Here is a 17,367-nt window from a genome sequence, read left to right on the forward strand (position 1 = left end):
ACGCTGTATATGGACGAATACGTATTTTATTGATTGAGAACCCAAACCATGAGTATGCCAAAACCCAAAATCGCCTTTATTGATGACGAGCAGCGCATCTTACGCAGTCTAAAGATGCACTTTCGCCAGTCGCATGATGTGTTTACCACCACCGACCCTGAGCAGCTGATTGAATACGTCAGTCAACATGATGTGCAAGTGGTCATCAGCGACCAGCGTATGCCTGACAAGCAAGGCACAGAGGTGTTGCGTGAGGTCAAAGAAGCCTCGCCCAATACCATCCGCATTCTATTGACAGGCTATGCAGACTTAAATGCGGTCATCGATTCGGTCAACGAAGGTGAAATCTATCGCTACATTACCAAGCCTTGGCAGAACGATGAACTCAAAAAAGTCGTCGATAAAGCTACCGAAATCGCCCAGCAAACGCGTGATGTCGCTGCGCCTATAACAGAAAGCACCTCGTCGCGCCGCAATCGTCATGTGCTGGTACTCGATGACGACGAGGACGTGTATCTACAAATCAAGCAGCACTTTGACAGCGCCTATCAAGTGAGCTGGGCGAGCAACCTAGACGACGCATCAACACTGCTACAAAAGCAAAAGTTCGGCGTGGCAATCGCTGATGTGACGCTCAATGGCGACAATATTGCTCCTGTGGTGTATGCGCTCAAAAACCTACAGCCTGATCTTATGATGCTGATGCTGACCGAATTTAAAGACGCGCACATGATTATTGACTTGATTAACAAAGGACAAATCTACCGCTGTCTGCCGCGTCCGACCAACCTGACCATCATGGGTATCAGTCTCGACCGCGCTTACCAGCACCATGAAGCGCTGGTACAACAGCCGATACTCGCTGCCCGCCACCATGTCGAGGATGTGCCTGAGTCTGAAACCTTTGACCTCTCAAGCAAGCTCAAAGGCTTCTTTAATAAGTTTAAGGGCTGGCGCTGGGGACGCGCGTAACGCATTTATGTTCAATATTTATACATGCGGTTTGGTATTTAGGTCGATAATAGAGGATATATTACACTTATCAGACCGTTGCCAACGCCTATGAACACAAATAATGACGCCTTGTTTAACGACTTTACCCACGCGCAAAATAATGTGTATCCTTCAGTAGTAACCGAGCTGACCCAAGGTCGCAAGCGCACGCATTGGATGTGGTTTATTTTTCCGCAGATAGCAGGTCTGGGTCACAGCAGGATGGCGCAGCGCTTTGCGCTGGCAAGTGTGGCGCAGGCAACGGCTTACTTACAACACACAGTGCTTGGCGCACGATTGATAGAATGCGCCGAGCTGCTGCAATTGCACCCGAACAGAAGCTCTTTAGAGATTTTTGGCACACCCGACAATCTAAAGCTGCATTCCTCATTGACCTTGTTTGCGCTCGCGGCGGGCAAGGACAGTATTTTTGCCGCGCTTTTGCAGCAGTTCTTTGCTGGCGACTATGATGCCAATACACTGCGCATCATTCAGCAAGGTCAACAAAGTCAGCAATGAAAGCAAGCCCTCAAAGTAATGTTATAATGCGCCAATCATTGATACTTTAAAATTAATACTTTAAAAAGGGTTTAGCTATGGCTCGTACCGCAAGCGCACTGCATATTTTGGTCAAAGATAAAGCACTGGCTGAAAGTTTGATTGCTCAGCTTAACAACGGCGCGCATTTTGACGTGCTCGCTAAAAAGCACTCAACCTGTCCATCAGGCAAAAAGGGCGGCAACTTGGGCGAGTTTACCAAAGGGCAGATGGTACCTGCATTTGATAAGGTGTGTTTTACAGGTGAGCTGTTCACCCCGCATTTGGTCAAAACCAAATTTGGCTGGCATGTGGTCAAAGTGCTGTATAGAACTTAAATTTAAAATATAAGCGATAATAAAAAGCCAGATAGCATTAGCGGTCTGGCTTTTTTGTGGTATTAGGGCGTGTCTTCAATTCAAACGTCTATGACTAAATGGGCTAAAAATGGCTAAATCTTCGGCAAACGGTGTCAAATAGCTGGTTAATATCTCAATATTATCTGCACTATTTTCCTTGTTTGCCTTTAATTTATCTCATTTTTATCACCATTTTTAAAATGAAGACATGCCCTAAAAACGTATCGTAATAATAATGGTGACATGAATGATCAGAGAGCTAAAAACCTTTGTCGCGGTCTGCGAATTAGACAGCTTTGCCGCCGCTGCTCGGCACATCAACCTGACGCAATCAGCAGTCAGCGCGCAGATTAAAACGCTAGAAGACAATCTGGGCGTGCCATTGTTTACGCGCTCTGCTAGAGCGATTACGCTAAATCCGCAAGGCACGCGTATTTTGCCGATTGCCAAAGAAATCCTAGCGCTGTATGCCACCATGCAGCTGCCGTCAGACACCGATATTGCCAGCTACTATGGACAGCTGAGGATTGGCGCGATTAACTCCGTACAAGTGGGCATCTTGCCCGAAGCGCTCAAGGCAATTACGCTCCTTGCACCCTTGATGCAGACAGAGATTGTCCCTGGACGCGCGGTCGAGCTGTTCGAAAAGCTGGAAGTCGGCGAGATAGATGCGGCGATTACCATACAGCCGTCTTTTGCCTTGCCCAAAGACATTGTCACCCAGTCGGTTATGACCGAGCCGTATGTACTGATCAGCCCCAAAAAATGGCCATTTCATAGTGTCAAACAAACGCTTGAGCAGCACCCATTTATTCATTACAGCTTACAGTCCTCAGCAGGGGCAAAGCTCAGCAAGTTCTTTAAGCAGCAAGACATCAAGGTCAATACCATCATGGAGATTAACGATTTGGACGCCATCGTTAGGATGGTCGAGTCGGGTCTTGGCGTGGCGTTGATACCCTATGCGGGGCTGTGGATTCGTAGCGCCGCGCCTGTGCAAGTGCATTACTTGGGCGATAACAGCTTGGTGCGCGAAGTCGTACTGGCGTATCGCTATGCCGATCGTCAGCAGCCGCAAATCACAGCGTTAAAGCAAGTGCTGGGATTGTAAGCGTTTTGCAAGATAACTGTCCAAAAATATGTCGTCCTAATAGCACAACCATATCTATAATAAAACGTATTGAGCGCAAATATTTTTGTCTCTGAGAGACGAATATTTGCGTTTTTCTCATGCTTGCTTCTCGGTTACGATGGCTTTGTTTTTCAGTCATACCAAGATTGATGTCGTTAATGACGTAAATGTTAAACCCATCAATTTTGCGCACGGACTGATACCACTGACCTTATTTGTAAAAGACTGAGAATTATGACAAACATCGACACCCTCATCAGCGACAACACCCAAACGCGTATCGAAAAAGATTTGCTCGGCGAACAAGCCGTGCCTGCATCGGCATTGTATGGTATCCAGACCCAGCGCGCCTATCAAAACTTTGACATCACAGGCACGCCAATCAGTGAGTTTCCTGACTTGATTAAAGCGCTTGCGATGGTAAAAGCCGCCGCTGCCAAAGCCAACTATCAGCATGGCTTACTGACTGATGACAAGCTCAGCGCCATCACCGAAGCGTGCGCGGATTTGATTAACGGCGAGCATCATGAGCAGTTTATTGTTGACCTTATCCAAGGCGGGGCGGGCACGTCGACCAATATGAATGCCAATGAAGTCATCGCCAATATGGGTCTAAAAAAGATGGGCTTTGAGTACGGTCAATACAGCCACTTGCACCCCAATAACGATGTCAACCGCTCGCAATCGACCAATGATGTGTATCCAAGCGCGGCGCGTCTGGCGATTGTGTTTGCGGCAGCGCCATTAAAAACAGCCATTAATAATCTGCAACACAGCCTAGCGGCAAAAGGTGAAGAATTTAGCGGTATCTTAAAGATGGGTCGTACCCAATTACAAGATGCGGTACCCATGACGCTCGGTCAAGAGTTTCACGCATTTGCCAATGACCTCAGCAGCGAGACGGCAAGTATCGAACAGGCGTGCTTGCAACTGTGCGAATTAAATTTAGGCGGCACGGCAATCGGTACAGGCATCAACGCGCCAAAAGGCTATGCGAGCATGGCGATTGAAGAATTGGCGGCTATCAGCGGTTTGCCCGTGACGCTCGCTGATGATTTGATTGCCGCAAGCGCAGACATGGGTGCGTTTGTGACTTTCTCAGGTGCGCTCAAGCGTCTGTCTATTAAGCTGTCGAAAATCAGCAATGACTTGCGTTTGCTCTCAAGTGGACCACGTACAGGCTTGGGTGAGATTAACTTGCCTGCAAGACAGCCTGGTTCGTCTATCATGCCGGGTAAAGTCAACCCTGTGATTCCTGAAGCCATGAGCCAAACGGCGTATCAAGTGATGGGGACAGATACCACCATCACTATGGCAGCAGAAGCCGCACAGCTCCAGCTCAACGCAATGGAGCCATTGATTGTTTACAACTTATTAAACAATGCGCGCCTACTAGAAAAATCAATCCGTATGCTCGATGAATTATGTATTAAAGGCATCACCGCTAATGAAGCGCGCTGCGAGCAGCATGTCCAAAACAGCATCGGTATCGTAACCGCCCTTGTGCCGCATATCGGCTACGAAAATGCCAGCCGTATTGCAGGTAATGCCTTACTAAGTGGTTCAGGCGTGGCGGAACTGGTCAAACAAGAAAAGCTACTCAGTGATGAAGAGCTGGCAGCAATCTTATCACCTGATACGATGGTCAGCAGCATCTAGATGTGCTGCGTGTTAAAACGCAACGTCGTTTAAAGTAGCGTATCTGTTTCGTTACTCAATCAGAGCCAAAACATATCAGTACCTAAAGTTACTGGTGTGTCTTGGCTTTTTTGTTTATACATATCTAAGCTTTGTCGTTTAAAAGAAGTAAAAAGTATCAAAATAGGGATACAAAGCATCTGTCAACTTATGTTATAACTTATTTTTATGATGCGCATTCCAAAAATATTGCTATAGAGCGATAAAAGAGCAATTGCCATTCATAAATAGATGACTAAGCGCATCATAATCCACAATAACAGACAAGGAACGACAAAATGACGCAGCAATACACGATTGCAGATTATTTGTTTGAGCGTATTCACGAGGCAGGAGCGACCGATATCTTTGGTGTGCCTGGGGATTTTAATCTGCCGTTTTTGGACAATATCATTGCCGCCAAAGATTTGCGCTGGGTGGGTAACACCAATGAGCTAAACGCAGGCTACGCCGCCGATGGCTATGCGCGTGAGCGTGGGTTTGCCGCGATGGTCACGACCTTTGGGGTGGGGGAGCTGTCCGCTATCAATGCTACGGCAGGGTCATTCGCCGAATACGCGCCCGTACTGCATGTGGTGGGCGCGCCGTCCATGGCGCAGCAAAATGCTAAGCGGCGTATTCACCATACGCTCGGCGATGGGGTGTTTAACCATTTTATTAAAATGGTCGAGCCTGTCACCGTGGCGCGCGCACAAATCACGCCTGAAAATGCGGCATCCGAGATTGACCGCGTGATTCGCATGGTACTCAAAAAACACCGCCCAGGCTACCTGATGCTATCGCCCGATGTGGCGCGCCAGCCTATCTATCCGCCGACTACCAAGCTGATAGACAGCGAAGAGGACATCACCAGTCAGGCGGCACTCAAAGACTTTAGGCAAGCGCTGATAGCGTTTTTACCCAACAAAACCACCACATTGATGGCGGATTTGATGGTGCATCGTTTGGGATTACAAAACGAACTAAAAGCCTTGATTGCGGATACAAACATTCCTTATACCACATTGTCATGGGGCAAGACCTTGCTCGATGAGCACAGCGAGCGCTGGGCGGGCACGTATGCGGGCGTGGCATCGCGTCCTGTAGTCAAAGATGCGGTCGAAAACTGCGAATGTTTGATTAAAATTGGGGTTAATTATACCGATACCACCACGGCAGGTTTTAGCCAAGATATTGATGATGATGTGGTTGTCGATTTGCATTACGAGCGCGCCTCGGTAAGCGGCAAAACCTTTGCACCGATTGCGCTAAAAGACGCTTTGCAAACCTTGCACGAGGTCATGACCTCAGGCATCACCATCACGCCAAAGCCATTTTGTGAGCCGATGCAAACGCACCAGCAGCAAGGCGCGGATGATGAGGCTATCAGGCAAGACGACTTATGGCATATCGTCGCTGATCAGTTGGCGGATAATAACTTAGTCTTTGCTGATCAAGGGACGGCATACTTTGGCATCAGTGACGTGCGCTTGCCAGAAGGCGTTACCTGTTATGGGCAGCCCATGTGGGGGTCTATCGGTTATACCTTGCCTGCCAGTCTCGGTGCGGCAATAGCATCCCCGCACAAGCGCAGCGTGGTACTGATTGGCGATGGCTCGGCGCTACTGACCATACAAGAGATGGCGACCATTATCAATCAGCGCATCAACCCTGTCATCGTACTGGTCAATAATGATGGCTACACGGTAGAGCGTGCGATTCATGGCGAAAATCAGCCCTACAATGACATTCCAGCATGTCAGTGGTCACTGATGCCGCAAGCCTTTGGCGGTACTGATGATACGGTACTGGTGCTCAAGGCAAGCACGGCGGGCGAGCTAAAATCTGCCTTTGAGCAGGCGGCTAAGGCGACGGATAAGCTCGTAATGCTGGAGGTCATGACGGACAAATACGACATCCCGCCGCTGCTGGCTGACATTACTGAAGCGTTAAAGCCGAAGTCGGATTCGTAAAAAAGTACATTGCAATTCATTGAAAACACCTCATGACTTAATCACAAGTTGCGAGGTGTTTTTGGTGTTTGGGGTAGAGCAAGAGGTTAGCTTTAAAGGCTTGGCAGAGTATATTGAAATTGATGTTGCCATTATTTACTGACAAGCTAGAGCTTATGCATTCGTATAGGTCAATATCAGCACTAAAGCCCATGTTATTTTGTTTGCTATTATAAGTGACGTGTCTTGTAATGATTCGATATTGACGTCACCACCGATAGTTCCTTGGGCGCGATTGGTGTTGATAATGCCGCCTTTTAGGTTTAGATCGTTGCCGACGTATAGGGTAGTCATGCCACCACGTTTATTTGGTTGTTGGAGTAGAAAAATGAAAGAGCTACGAATCTTGAAGAATCGTAGCTTTTAGTTTGAATAAAAACGTCGGTTTTATTAAAAAAATAAGCTTTTATTTAATGATTACTCAACCAAGTGATAAAAATCATTCTTTAGAGTTTCTTTAAAATCCCAACATGGAGATGATGTACTATATCTTATTATTATAGAAATATAAATTTCATCTTCTGTAGCTTTCAACTCGTACTTATCTTTACAGAAAAAGTATAATCTCTCCTTTTGAGATTCTTTTCTATATTGTATCCAACCATTCTCCACAATTTTATTTATATCATCATCGGTTATACCATTATTATTTTTAAATGTCATTCCGTAACGTAGCGAGCTACTACTTCTGCTTGTTCGACCTTCGGATATCAGTTCGCCTACAAATATTTTCTTTAAAGGTGGTGCAAGCTGTTCTTTAGCAAAAACCTCGCTTTTCTTAACGTCTTCCGAATAATCTTCTGGCTTTTCTAATTCCTCTTTAATCATCATAGCCATGATAAAAACAAATAATCCAAAGAAAAATATATTAAATGTTCGCTGACTAAAAAAACCTTTAGAATCTTCACTCATATTTACCACCTACTGACGGTAATGACTTATCATTAAAACCGCGACAGACCCAAAAAACAAACAAAAAAAAGCCTCACTATGAAGTGAGGCTTTTTTAGAATTTGGAGCGGGATAAGAGATTCGAACTCTCGACCCCAACCTTGGCAAGGTTGTGCTCTACCACTGAGCTAATCCCGCTTGATGTACCAGCCAATCTTTGTTTCTGTTGTCAGCTGATGAGGGCGTATTATACGCGGTTTGATTTTACTGTCAACCCTGCAATGCAAAAAACTTTAAAAAATTTGCACTGCGTCAGTTTTCCCTCTTTTTAGCGGTAGGGACAGCTGTTTTAACGGTTGGTTTCATTCATTGGCATATTTGCTTTAGCGTTTTTATCATGATGGCGCATAGCGTGCATGCCTTTTTTAGGACGTTCTTTACGCATTTCGGCAAGCTTATCGCGCTGCTCTTTGGTCAATACTTGAGCGATGGCGTGCTCGGTCTGTACGCGTTTGACAAAACGTGCTTTGGCTTGTGCGGCTTCTGCATCTGCCAGCTGGTTGAGCTGAGCGGTGTTTAAGGTTTTGTTATTGACGAGCGCTTGTACTTGTTCGCGTTTTTGTTGCCACTCGTTCATACGTGCGCCGCGCTCACCTTTATCGCCGCGATTTTGCTGGTAGATGGCTTTGATTTGCGCTTTTTGTGCGTCGGTGAGATTCAGTTTTGCCATATCGCCGCGCATACCCATAGCATCTTTATGGGCAGCCATAGGCGTGGCGGGCGCTGTGGTATCGGTAGCTGCGCCGACATTGGTACAGGCGGTGATGGTAAGGGCGCTCGATAGGGCGAGGGCTGAGGCGGTGAGTAGTTTTTTCATAGTAATTCCTTTGTCATGATAAGGGTGCGGTGACGCGTGGGTATGCAGGCACGATTATTGATTCTGCGTTATGAGTGCTATCATAGAGCAGTGAGCGGTTGCGAACATTTATAAAAGATTAAGAAAGGTAACGTTTGTGGCGGCTTGCATCATATTGAATGTAAAACGTAGGGGATAGCGTATCGGCAGATGGATGAGGCTTATGTATTGATAGGCAACTCTATATCCGTGGGCTGTCAGTCGACGTGCGAGCAGGGCGATGCTTTCGCGGCGAGAGGTAATAAACCGTCTTGATAAGTACGTATAAATAAGCACTGATATTCGCGGTGCTTATTTTTTTTATTACTGCGCTATCTGATTTGTGGGTGCTGGCTTTAAGCGTTGGGCTCATGTTGACCGTGCCGACTAGGGCACTTTTTTTGTTGGTTGTTATGACAGATGATATTAAGACGGGTACTGATACCCGCAATGTACAGTATTTTCGCGTGTTTCTGATGGGCATCAGCGCGTTTGTGGTCAATACCACAGAGTTTGTGCCTGTGGCGCTGCTCAGTGATATTGCGCGCGACTTTTCGATTACGACGGCGCAGACGGGCGGGATGCTGACGCTGTATGCGTGGATTGTGGCGGCGATGTCCTTGCCACTCATGCTATTGACAGGCAAGCTTGAGCGCAAGCGTTTGCTGCTGGGCTTGTTTGTGGTGTTTATTGCCAGTCATGTGCTCTCCGTATTTGCTTGGAGCTTTGAGGTGTTGCTGGTGAGCCGTGTGGGTATTGCCTTGGCGCACGCGATATTTTGGTCGATTACGGCGGCGATTGCACTGCGGGTCGCCCCTGATGGCAAAAAGGCCTTGGCGCTGAGCGTCCTTGCGACGGGCACTTCATTGGCGATGGTCTTAGGTGTGCCGTTAGGGCGGCTGGTTGGGCAATGGTTTGGCTGGCGCGCGACCTTTGGTGGTATCGGCGGCATTGCCTTTTTGGTGTTTATCTTGCAATTTAAGCTATTGCCGACCATGCCGAGTATGTTTGATGGCTCGGTCAAAAAAGTCCCTGAGCTGCTCAAAAATCCACTGCTCGTTTGCCTCTATCTGTTTTGTTTTGTGGTCTTTACCGCGCATTATGCCGCGTACTCGTATATCGAGCCGTTTATGCGCGAGATAGGGCAGATTAGTGAAAACTTTGCGACCTTTGTGCTATTGCTGTTCGGCGGCGCGGGTATTATTGGTAGTGTGCTCTTTAGCCGCTTTGGTGAGCGTTCCAACACGCGCCTGATGCTTGGCTCTATCGTACTGATGCTGGTGTCGATGCTGCTACTATTGCCTGTGATATCTTCGACATGGGGGCTGTCAGCGGTGACGCTCGTTTGGGGCACAGCGCTGATGTTATTGATGCTTTGTATTCAGGCCAAAGTCATTATGATTGATGTCGGCGCTCAAGACGTGGTGATGTCGATGTTTTCAGGCATTATCAATCTCGGTATCGGTACAGGCGCGCTGCTCGGCGGCTATGCGGTGACCCATATTGCGCTATCGAGCGTGGGCTTTGTCGGCGCGTCGGTCGCGGCAGTGGCGTTACTGCTTATGATATTTATGCTCAGTCGTTTTCGCTCACTGCGTTACAGCTGATAATGTTGTTGATAATAAAAAACCAGCCTTGAAATGGGGCTGGTTTTTGTAATATGGCTGAGTCACATTTTTGTTTAACCAAACCATTTTTTATAAAGACGTATATTTTTATTCAAGTTATCCTTGCTATAACAGCAAGTTCTGCTTTCGTCTAAAATAATTTTGTTATCTATTGTTAAGTTTCCGTCGATGCTATGTATAATGCTGCAGTAGCACAGTTTTCACTCACATGTCCTTGATAAGAAGATTCTATTATGTCAAACAAGCGTCCCTTATATATTACCGTTGCTGGCCCCGCCCTTTTAGAAACCCCATTATTGAATAAAGGCAGCGCTTTTTCAGCAGAAGAACGTAATAGCTTTAACTTAACGGGTCTGTTGCCGTACAACATCGAGACGATTGAAGAGCAGTCTTTGCGCGCTTATCACCAGCTGCGCTCATTTACCAATGATATGGACAAGCATATCTACTTGCGCAATATCCAAGACACCAACGAAACCTTGTTTTATCATTTGGTTGAGCAACATATCGAAGAAATCATGCCGCTGATTTATACCCCAACCGTGGGTCAGGCGTGTGAAAAATTCTCGCAAATTTACCGCCGTAAACGCGGTCTGTTTATCTCATACCCTGAGCGTCACCAAATCGACGACATCTTGCACAACGCCACCAAACAGAACGTCAAAGTTATCGTAGTGACCGACGGCGAGCGTATCCTAGGCTTGGGCGACCAAGGCATTGGTGGTATGGGCATTCCAATCGGTAAGCTGTCGTTATACACCGCTTGCGGCGGTATTAGCCCAGCGTATTGCTTGCCTATTTTGCTTGACGTGGGCACCAACAATCAACAGCTGCTCGACGACCCAATGTACATGGGCTGGCGCAACCCACGTATCTCTGGCGAGGAATACGATGAGTTTGTTGATTTGTTTATTCAAGCCGTCAAGCGCCGCTGGCCAGAAGCCTTGCTACAGTTCGAAGATTTTGCGCAAGGTAACGCCACGCCATTATTGGACAAATACCGCGACCAGTTGTGCTGCTTTAACGATGACATTCAAGGTACTGCTGCGGTATCGGTGGGTACATTGATTGCAGCGTGCCAAAACAAAGGTCAAAAACTAAGCGAGCAAAAAATTGCCTTCCTAGGCGCAGGCTCGGCAGGCTGTGGTATTGCTGAACACATCGTTCGTCAAATGCAGCGCGAAGGGCTGACAGAGGCGCAAGCTCGCAGCCAAGTATTCATGGTGGACCGCTATGGTCTGTTGACCGACAGCATGACAGAACTACAAAAGTTCCAAGTGCCGTTGGTACAAAAAGAATCAGACATTGCGCATTGGGACAAGAGTAATAAGCTCGGTCTGGCTCAAGTCGTTAAGCAAGGCGGCGTCACGGTATTGTTCGGTGTCAGTGGACAAAAAGGTCTGTTCACACAAGAAGTCATTGAAAGCTTATGCGCAAATACAGAGCACCCAATTGTATTGCCACTCTCAAACCCAACCTCACGCGTAGAAGCGACACCGCAAGAAGTGATGAACTGGAGCCGCGGCAAAGCGATTATTGCGACAGGCAGCCCGTTCCCAAATACGATTTGTAACGGTCAATCGTATGAAGTGTCTCAGTGTAACAACAGCTACATCTTCCCAGGCATTGGTCTTGGGGCGTTGGCAGCGGGCGCGACAGGCATCAGCGACAATATGCTGATGGCGGCAAGTCAGGCACTTGCAGATATTTCTATGGAATACGAAAAAGCACCAGGTGCGATATTGCCACCCATCAATGTGATTCGAGAGATTAGTGAAAAGATTGCTTTTGCTGTCGCTGTGCAAGCGGTTGAAGACAAGCTGGCACTGCATGATACTGAAGAGAACTTACTGCGCCGCATTGAGGCAAACTTTTGGTTGCCTGAATACCGCAACTATCGCCGTACTTCTTTTTAATCCATAACCGCGATATAGAAAAAGCCCAACACTGCGATAAAAGTGGTGTTGGGCTTTTTTTGGGGTAAGGGGATGATAAGTAGTGCGGTGATGGGAGAGGGGCTGGAATTTATAAGTGCCCACGACAGTATATTATAAGCTCCGACTGTGAGAAAGGTTAGAAAAACGCTAAATGCTTTTTTGGGAAAATTTACAAGTCGCATCTACGCATATTGCGCTGTGCAACGATATGCCATGTCATTTTGCATCTGACTGATACCGAGCGTGCAGACAGATTTTTGACCAGCCGTATTCGTATTGAGCTGGACGCGGCGGTTAACGTGCGAGAGCTGTCCGAGCTTGCGCCCACGCTATCGCGGCTTGTGCCATGGCAAGTCGTCCCTGAAATAGCAGTCAGCCTACCGCAGACGGAGGGCTTAGGTATCAAGGCGGCTGTGGCTGGCGAGGTCATCGCTGTGTCCAATTTTTCGCCTTTTTGATTGTAGTTCAAAATAGTATTTTATTTGACAATAAATATCAAAATAATGATATATAGAACTAAAGTTCACTTTAAAGTTGTGAAATTTTGTTGGTGTATATATTATATACATAATTCAACAAACATTAAGAATATAGCATTATGAAGACTACATATTTTTTCATTATTTGCATTGGTGTTAGTATTGTATCATTCAATCAAAATGCTTTTGCCTATAATGATTGTACTAAGGATGGGAAAAATTATAGTTGTTTTCCAATAAAAAGATGGGATTACAAGCGATGGTATATATTAGATGCTCGTTATGCATACAAGCTGTATAGTAAGGATGGATACGAAACTGCAGAACAAGCAAAATCAGTTGTTGGTGAAGTGGAAATTCCTTGGTTTCCGATTAACATTGATGAAAATAATTATGTTTATGGCTGGATGAGCGGTATTGATTACAATAATCCATATATGCAGGGTTGGAGGGGAAAACATATTCAACAAGAGAGAAACTGGAATACATGTCCATCTAATACTGTCGAATCTTTTAAATCTGATAAAGCTATCTATTGTAAAATACCCAAGCCATTAGCTCTTGGTTGCTCTCCATCTGTTGGTAACCCTTGCTCAGTAACTACTGGGAATAAATTTTTATCTGAAATTGACTGGGTATCCTCTACTTCTCTATTAAAGGTTCATCGTTTTTATAACAGCTTACCTAGTGGTGATTTACAACAAGAAGGTGATGAAAATTATGCTGCTGGATGGACACATAATTATGCTATGAGTTTATCTATTGGGGAGGTAAAAGATGACAAACTTAATCTTAGAGCTCAGTCTTTAGAAGATTTTACTAGCGCTATCGTACTTGAGCGTGCTGATGGTAAGAAGGTGCTTGCTGTACGGGATTATACTGATACTACTATCGCAGGGAACTCAGGATGGTTTATTGATAGAGATGAAAGTCTCAAACTTAAACAAGTACAGAATGACAATAAGTGGCAGGTAACACATGTAGATACAGGTCAAGTAGAAACATATGAGCCTCTCATAACAGGTCAGTCAGAACCTTCTAAGTTTGTATTGACACGCATCGATTATCTCAATGGTCAATATATTGCTTTGACTTATGACCAAGGGCGATTATATCAAGTTCGTGACCACTTTGGAAATACGTTAACCTATGAGTATGCAAACAGTTTAGATAATGCTATTAGTGCAGTTACTCTACCTTCAGGAAAGCAAATTTCATATGTCAAACAAGACAATGAGTTAAAAGTCACTCGACCAGGATATGGTACAAAGACCTATCTTTACGATGAACCTGAATATGCACCAAATCCAAATGGACTTATTACAGGTATTATTGATGAAAAAGGTGACCGCTATGCTACCTATGCCTATGACGATAAAAATCGAGGTGTCAGTACAGAACACGCTCATGGTAGTGAAAAATATACACTAGATTATAATAATTTGACTTCTTTGGTAGTTACGCCAAATGGAGGAAATTATAGCTATGATTTACAAACAATTTCAGGTAGAAATAAAGTCATTCGTATCAATAAACCAGAAGGTACTGTCAGTAATACATATGATGGAGCAGGAAATATCGTTAGTCGTACTGATATTGATATTACAAATAGATATACCTATGACACCTCTAGAAATTTACAAAATAGCGAAGTTAAAGCTTATGGCAGACGAGAAAGTACTATTACATTAACGGAGTGGGCTGATGATTTACCTGTCAAAACTAAGGTTGTCGAAGGTAAAGCTACTAATTATGGTACTCTAGAATATATTTTGCGTACCACAACATATACCCATGATGATAAAGGCAATATACTGTCTAAAACAATAACTGATCCCCTTACCAATAAATCTCGTACCTGGACATACACGTATGACCAGTATAGCCAACGAACCAGTGAAACTGATCCACAAGGCTTAACTCAAACTTGGGTATACGATACTAATAATGGCAACTTACTAAAGTACACAGATGGGCAAGAGTTAGTAACTACATATGGCGATCATACGAGCGATGGCAAGCCACAAACGATCACTGAAGCATCTGGTCAACTCAAAACCCTCACTTATGATGACGCTGGACGTATTTTGTCTCAAACAATAACTATTGCACAACCTGAGCTGCCCGATCTGTCAGAATCTCAAAGTAGCTGGACGACGCTAACAAACAGTGTCAAAGAATTCTTTAATGCATCAGTAGTACCCGAGCCTGTTAAATATGATATTACTCAGCAGCCAAGCCAAACGGCTACTACCACCTATGAGTATGATAATGTCGGTCAATTAATTAGTGTCGTACTTCCAGATGGTGAGACGATTACCTATCAGTATGATGATGCTCATCGTATGACTGGTATGACAGATAGCTTAGGAAATCGTATCAGCTACACCTTAAATGGCGCAGGCGATATTATCGAAACCAAACGCTATGATCCACAAGGTATCCTGTCTCAGTCTGGTCAACAAAGCTTTGACGTCTTAGGCAGACTCAATAAAGAGTTGGGTAATAATGGTCAGCAAACTACTTTCAGTTATGACAAACAGGATAATTTGATTCAAACTCAAGATGCTTTAAGTCGTATTGATCGCCAAAGCTATGATCGCTTGGGGCGCGTTATACAAGATATTGATGCCGAATCTAATGAGGTCAAGTATGAGTATAATGGCTTAAGTCAACTCATTGCAGTGACCGACAGTCGCGGTAATACCACACGCTATACAGTCAATGCCTTTGGTGAGACTACCCAAATTCAAAGCCCTGATACTGGCATCACTACATTTGAGTTTAATGATGTTGGTCAGCTAATGCGACAAGTTGATGCTGCGGGCCGCGTTAAAGCTTACCAGTATGATGTAAAAGGTAGAGTTAGTAATATCACAGATAGTCAGGGCAAAGTCATTGCGACCTATAACTATGATGATGTAGGTCATTTGATTGCTGTTGCTGATCCTAACAATAGCACATCTTATACCTATGATAGTGCAGGACGTATCATTGAAAAAATTCAACATATTAAAGCACAGCCTGAGCAGCAGAATCAAACGGTACGCTACCATTATACGGCAGGTGGTAAAGTAGATGAGATGCGCTTACCCAGTGGGAAGCTGGTTATATACGACCATGATAAAGGCGTATTAAAAGGGATTCGGATTAAGCATGATGACCACACGACTCAGCTGGTTGACGATATATCTTATAGCCTTGAAGGAATTAACGGATTTAACTGGTCACAAACGAACCAGACCGTTAGTCATGTCTATGATCTCGATGGTAGGCTGACACAAATCAAAGACCCTGCAATAACACGTGGTTATCAATATGATGTGGGAAATCGTATTACCTCCATCTTAGATAATAAGGCTAATATTGATTATCGTTATACGCATGACAAGATAGATCGACTGCTACAGCAAAATCTGATACAAGCCAGTCAGCAAACTGACTTAGCCTATGTTTATGACCGTAATAGTAACCGTATTCAAAATAAGGTAAGCAAGGATACTGTTATCGATATTAATAATATAAGTTATGCACCTAATAACAACCATATCGTGGGCATGACATATGATGCTAGCGGTCGTATCGTAAATGACGGTATGAGAACCTATACTTATGATACTGCTGGGCGTATAGAGCGTATCCAAAATGGTAGTATTGGTATTTACAATGCTTATAATCCTCTCGGACAACGTATCCAAAAAAACAGTGGAAATATTAAGACGTATTTTAGTTATAACGAACAAGGACAGTTGATTGGTGAGTATGACGAGAACAATAATGCCATTCGTGAGTATATATATCTGGGCGGTCAGCCTATAGCAATGCTGTCAAATCAACAGGACGGCGAGATATTACAGATTCATACTGATCATTTAGGAACGCCAAGAGCCGTAACAAATAAAGACAATACAATACTTTGGCGCTGGGAGGGTGATGCCTTTGGTACGAGTGCGCCGAGCGTCATTACGGTCAAGATGCCACTACGTATGGCGGGTCAGTATGCAGATAATGAAACGGGATTGTTTTATAATTACTATCGTTTTTACAATCCTAAGACTGGACGCTATGTGACGAGTGATCCGATTGGTTTAGGTGACGGTATGAATACTTATGGGTATGTTGGAGCAAGTCCGCTTCATTTTACAGATTTTAAGGGCTTGGCTAGATGGAAAGGAGGCTATGTAGAAGGTTCAGTTGATATTATGCCCATTCCATTCATACCAGTAGTTGATGCAGGTGCTAGAGGTTTTAATTTTACATTACAATCAATCTGTGAAGGAGTGACAAATAAAAAATATACAATTCAAGTTTGGGCTTTATCTGGTGGAGTAAATATCGATAAAAGTATTCTAAAAAAAGTTTCTTTTGGTGCGGGGACTGCTGAATTCGATGATAACAATGGATCTCAACCTAATCCTAATGCCTTTACTGGATTTTTCGGAGCGGCTAATCTCTCTATTTTAGCTACTTGGACACCTTGGAGTTATGCAAAAATGGGTCAAGCAACAGGAAATATTAGCGGGCTAGGAGTCTCTACTGATTTGTATGCAGCCGAAGCATACGGAGGATACTCGAAGGTATGGAGCATAAAAGAAGAGAGCTGTGATTGTGAATAAGAAGTTTTTATTGATAATATCTACAATTATAGTGAATGTTTCAATATTCGTTTTCGTCGTCGTTTTCGTCGATACTACATATTGTAAACCAGCATGGTGGTTAATTATCTTGGGTTTTTCAGTACAAGGTGTTTGTGCGTTCTTATTACTAGAAGGGGGGCTTTTGCCTAAAAAAGAAACCTCTCATTTACAGCTTTCTAGAGAGGGTGCG

The 17,367-nt window shown here is 44.7% G+C and carries 13 protein-coding genes and 1 tRNA gene; 10 read left to right on the top strand and 4 right to left on the bottom strand.

The genetic code is table 11. From position 1 onward, the window contains the following. Positions 1 to 54 precede the first annotated feature (54 nt). From JMW05_RS11480 to JMW05_RS11505, 6 genes are all read left to right on the top strand, one after another. Positions 55 to 972, top strand: a complete 918-nt coding sequence (locus JMW05_RS11480; RefSeq protein ID WP_201505657.1) for a response regulator — start codon at positions 55 to 57, stop codon at positions 970 to 972. Positions 973 to 1,062: 90 nt separating this feature from the next. Beyond that, complete coding sequence (locus JMW05_RS11485; protein ID WP_201505384.1) at positions 1,063 to 1,512, top strand: DUF1810 domain-containing protein; 450 nt, start codon at positions 1,063 to 1,065, stop codon at positions 1,510 to 1,512. Between the two features lie 77 nt (positions 1,513 to 1,589). After that, positions 1,590 to 1,868, top strand: a complete 279-nt coding sequence (gene ppiC / locus JMW05_RS11490) for a peptidylprolyl isomerase PpiC (RefSeq protein ID WP_201505385.1) — start codon at positions 1,590 to 1,592, stop codon at positions 1,866 to 1,868. Between the two features lie 268 nt (positions 1,869 to 2,136). After that, positions 2,137 to 3,000, top strand: a complete 864-nt coding sequence (locus JMW05_RS11495; protein ID WP_201505386.1) for a LysR substrate-binding domain-containing protein — start codon at positions 2,137 to 2,139, stop codon at positions 2,998 to 3,000. 276 nt (positions 3,001 to 3,276) lie between these two features. Further along, on the top strand, positions 3,277 to 4,680 hold the full coding sequence (locus tag JMW05_RS11500; RefSeq protein WP_406947478.1) for an aspartate ammonia-lyase: 1,404 nt from the start codon (positions 3,277 to 3,279) through the stop codon (positions 4,678 to 4,680). A 317-nt stretch (positions 4,681 to 4,997) separates the two neighbouring features. Further along, on the top strand, positions 4,998 to 6,671 hold the full coding sequence (locus tag JMW05_RS11505; protein WP_201505388.1) for an alpha-keto acid decarboxylase family protein: 1,674 nt from the start codon (positions 4,998 to 5,000) through the stop codon (positions 6,669 to 6,671). 153 nt (positions 6,672 to 6,824) lie between these two features. Here the strand turns inward: JMW05_RS11505 and JMW05_RS11510 are convergent, their stop codons facing one another. The 4 genes from JMW05_RS11510 to JMW05_RS11525 all read right to left on the bottom strand — a co-directional run bounded on the left by JMW05_RS11510 (position 6,825) and on the right by JMW05_RS11525 (position 8,478). Next, positions 6,825 to 7,004: a hemagglutinin repeat-containing protein gene (locus JMW05_RS11510; protein WP_201505389.1), complete on the bottom strand. Its 180-nt coding sequence runs from the start codon at positions 7,002 to 7,004 to the stop codon at positions 6,825 to 6,827. Between the two features lie 123 nt (positions 7,005 to 7,127). Beyond that, positions 7,128 to 7,622, bottom strand: a complete 495-nt coding sequence (locus JMW05_RS11515) for a hypothetical protein (RefSeq protein ID WP_201505390.1) — start codon at positions 7,620 to 7,622, stop codon at positions 7,128 to 7,130. A gap of 102 nt (positions 7,623 to 7,724) precedes the next feature. Further along, positions 7,725 to 7,799: transfer RNA gene (locus JMW05_RS11520), tRNA-Gly, on the bottom strand. A gap of 151 nt (positions 7,800 to 7,950) precedes the next feature. Further along, on the bottom strand, positions 7,951 to 8,478 hold the full coding sequence (locus JMW05_RS11525) for a Spy/CpxP family protein refolding chaperone (protein ID WP_201505391.1): 528 nt from the start codon (positions 8,476 to 8,478) through the stop codon (positions 7,951 to 7,953). Between the two features lie 431 nt (positions 8,479 to 8,909). On the opposite strand from JMW05_RS11525, the gene JMW05_RS11530 reads away from it, so the two are divergent. From JMW05_RS11530 to JMW05_RS11545, 4 genes are all read left to right on the top strand, one after another. Then, positions 8,910 to 10,103 carry a sugar transporter gene (locus tag JMW05_RS11530; RefSeq protein WP_320158762.1) on the top strand — a complete coding sequence of 398 codons (1,194 nt, stop codon included), beginning with the start codon at positions 8,910 to 8,912 and terminating at the stop codon, positions 10,101 to 10,103. A 254-nt stretch (positions 10,104 to 10,357) separates the two neighbouring features. Then, the gene (locus tag JMW05_RS11535; RefSeq protein ID WP_201505392.1) at positions 10,358 to 12,040 is read left to right on the top strand and encodes an NAD-dependent malic enzyme; all 1,683 of its coding nucleotides are present in this window, start codon (positions 10,358 to 10,360) and stop codon (positions 12,038 to 12,040) included. Positions 12,041 to 12,282: 242 nt separating this feature from the next. Next, positions 12,283 to 12,519, top strand: coding sequence for a hypothetical protein (locus tag JMW05_RS11540; protein WP_201505393.1), 237 nt, complete (start codon positions 12,283 to 12,285; stop codon positions 12,517 to 12,519). A gap of 140 nt (positions 12,520 to 12,659) precedes the next feature. Next, positions 12,660 to 17,156, top strand: coding sequence for an RHS repeat-associated core domain-containing protein (locus JMW05_RS11545; RefSeq protein ID WP_201505394.1), 4,497 nt, complete (start codon positions 12,660 to 12,662; stop codon positions 17,154 to 17,156). Positions 17,157 to 17,367: the final 211 nt, after the last annotated feature.

The sequence above is a fragment of the Psychrobacter aestuarii genome (assembly GCF_904846035.1).
Classification (GTDB): Bacteria; Pseudomonadota; Gammaproteobacteria; order Pseudomonadales; family Moraxellaceae; genus Psychrobacter; species Psychrobacter aestuarii.

Bases quoted from the DNA above. Each gene is read 5' to 3' on its own strand.
- JMW05_RS11480 (WP_201505657.1), top strand. From the start codon at position 55: ATGCCAAAACCCAAAATCGCCTTTATTGATGACGAGCAGCGCATCTTA.
- JMW05_RS11510 (WP_201505389.1), bottom strand. From the start codon at position 7,004: ATGACTACCCTATACGTCGGCAACGATCTAAACCTAAAAGGCGGCATT.
- JMW05_RS11525 (WP_201505391.1), bottom strand. From the start codon at position 8,478: ATGAAAAAACTACTCACCGCCTCAGCCCTCGCCCTATCGAGCGCCCTT.
- JMW05_RS11485 (WP_201505384.1), top strand. From the start codon at position 1,063: ATGAACACAAATAATGACGCCTTGTTTAACGACTTTACCCACGCGCAA.
- ppiC (WP_201505385.1), top strand. From the start codon at position 1,590: ATGGCTCGTACCGCAAGCGCACTGCATATTTTGGTCAAAGATAAAGCA.
- JMW05_RS11545 (WP_201505394.1), top strand. From the start codon at position 12,660: ATGAAGACTACATATTTTTTCATTATTTGCATTGGTGTTAGTATTGTA.
- JMW05_RS11505 (WP_201505388.1), top strand. From the start codon at position 4,998: ATGACGCAGCAATACACGATTGCAGATTATTTGTTTGAGCGTATTCAC.
- JMW05_RS11535 (WP_201505392.1), top strand. From the start codon at position 10,358: ATGTCAAACAAGCGTCCCTTATATATTACCGTTGCTGGCCCCGCCCTT.
- JMW05_RS11530 (WP_320158762.1), top strand. From the start codon at position 8,910: ATGACAGATGATATTAAGACGGGTACTGATACCCGCAATGTACAGTAT.
- JMW05_RS11515 (WP_201505390.1), bottom strand. From the start codon at position 7,622: ATGAGTGAAGATTCTAAAGGTTTTTTTAGTCAGCGAACATTTAATATA.
- JMW05_RS11495 (WP_201505386.1), top strand. From the start codon at position 2,137: ATGATCAGAGAGCTAAAAACCTTTGTCGCGGTCTGCGAATTAGACAGC.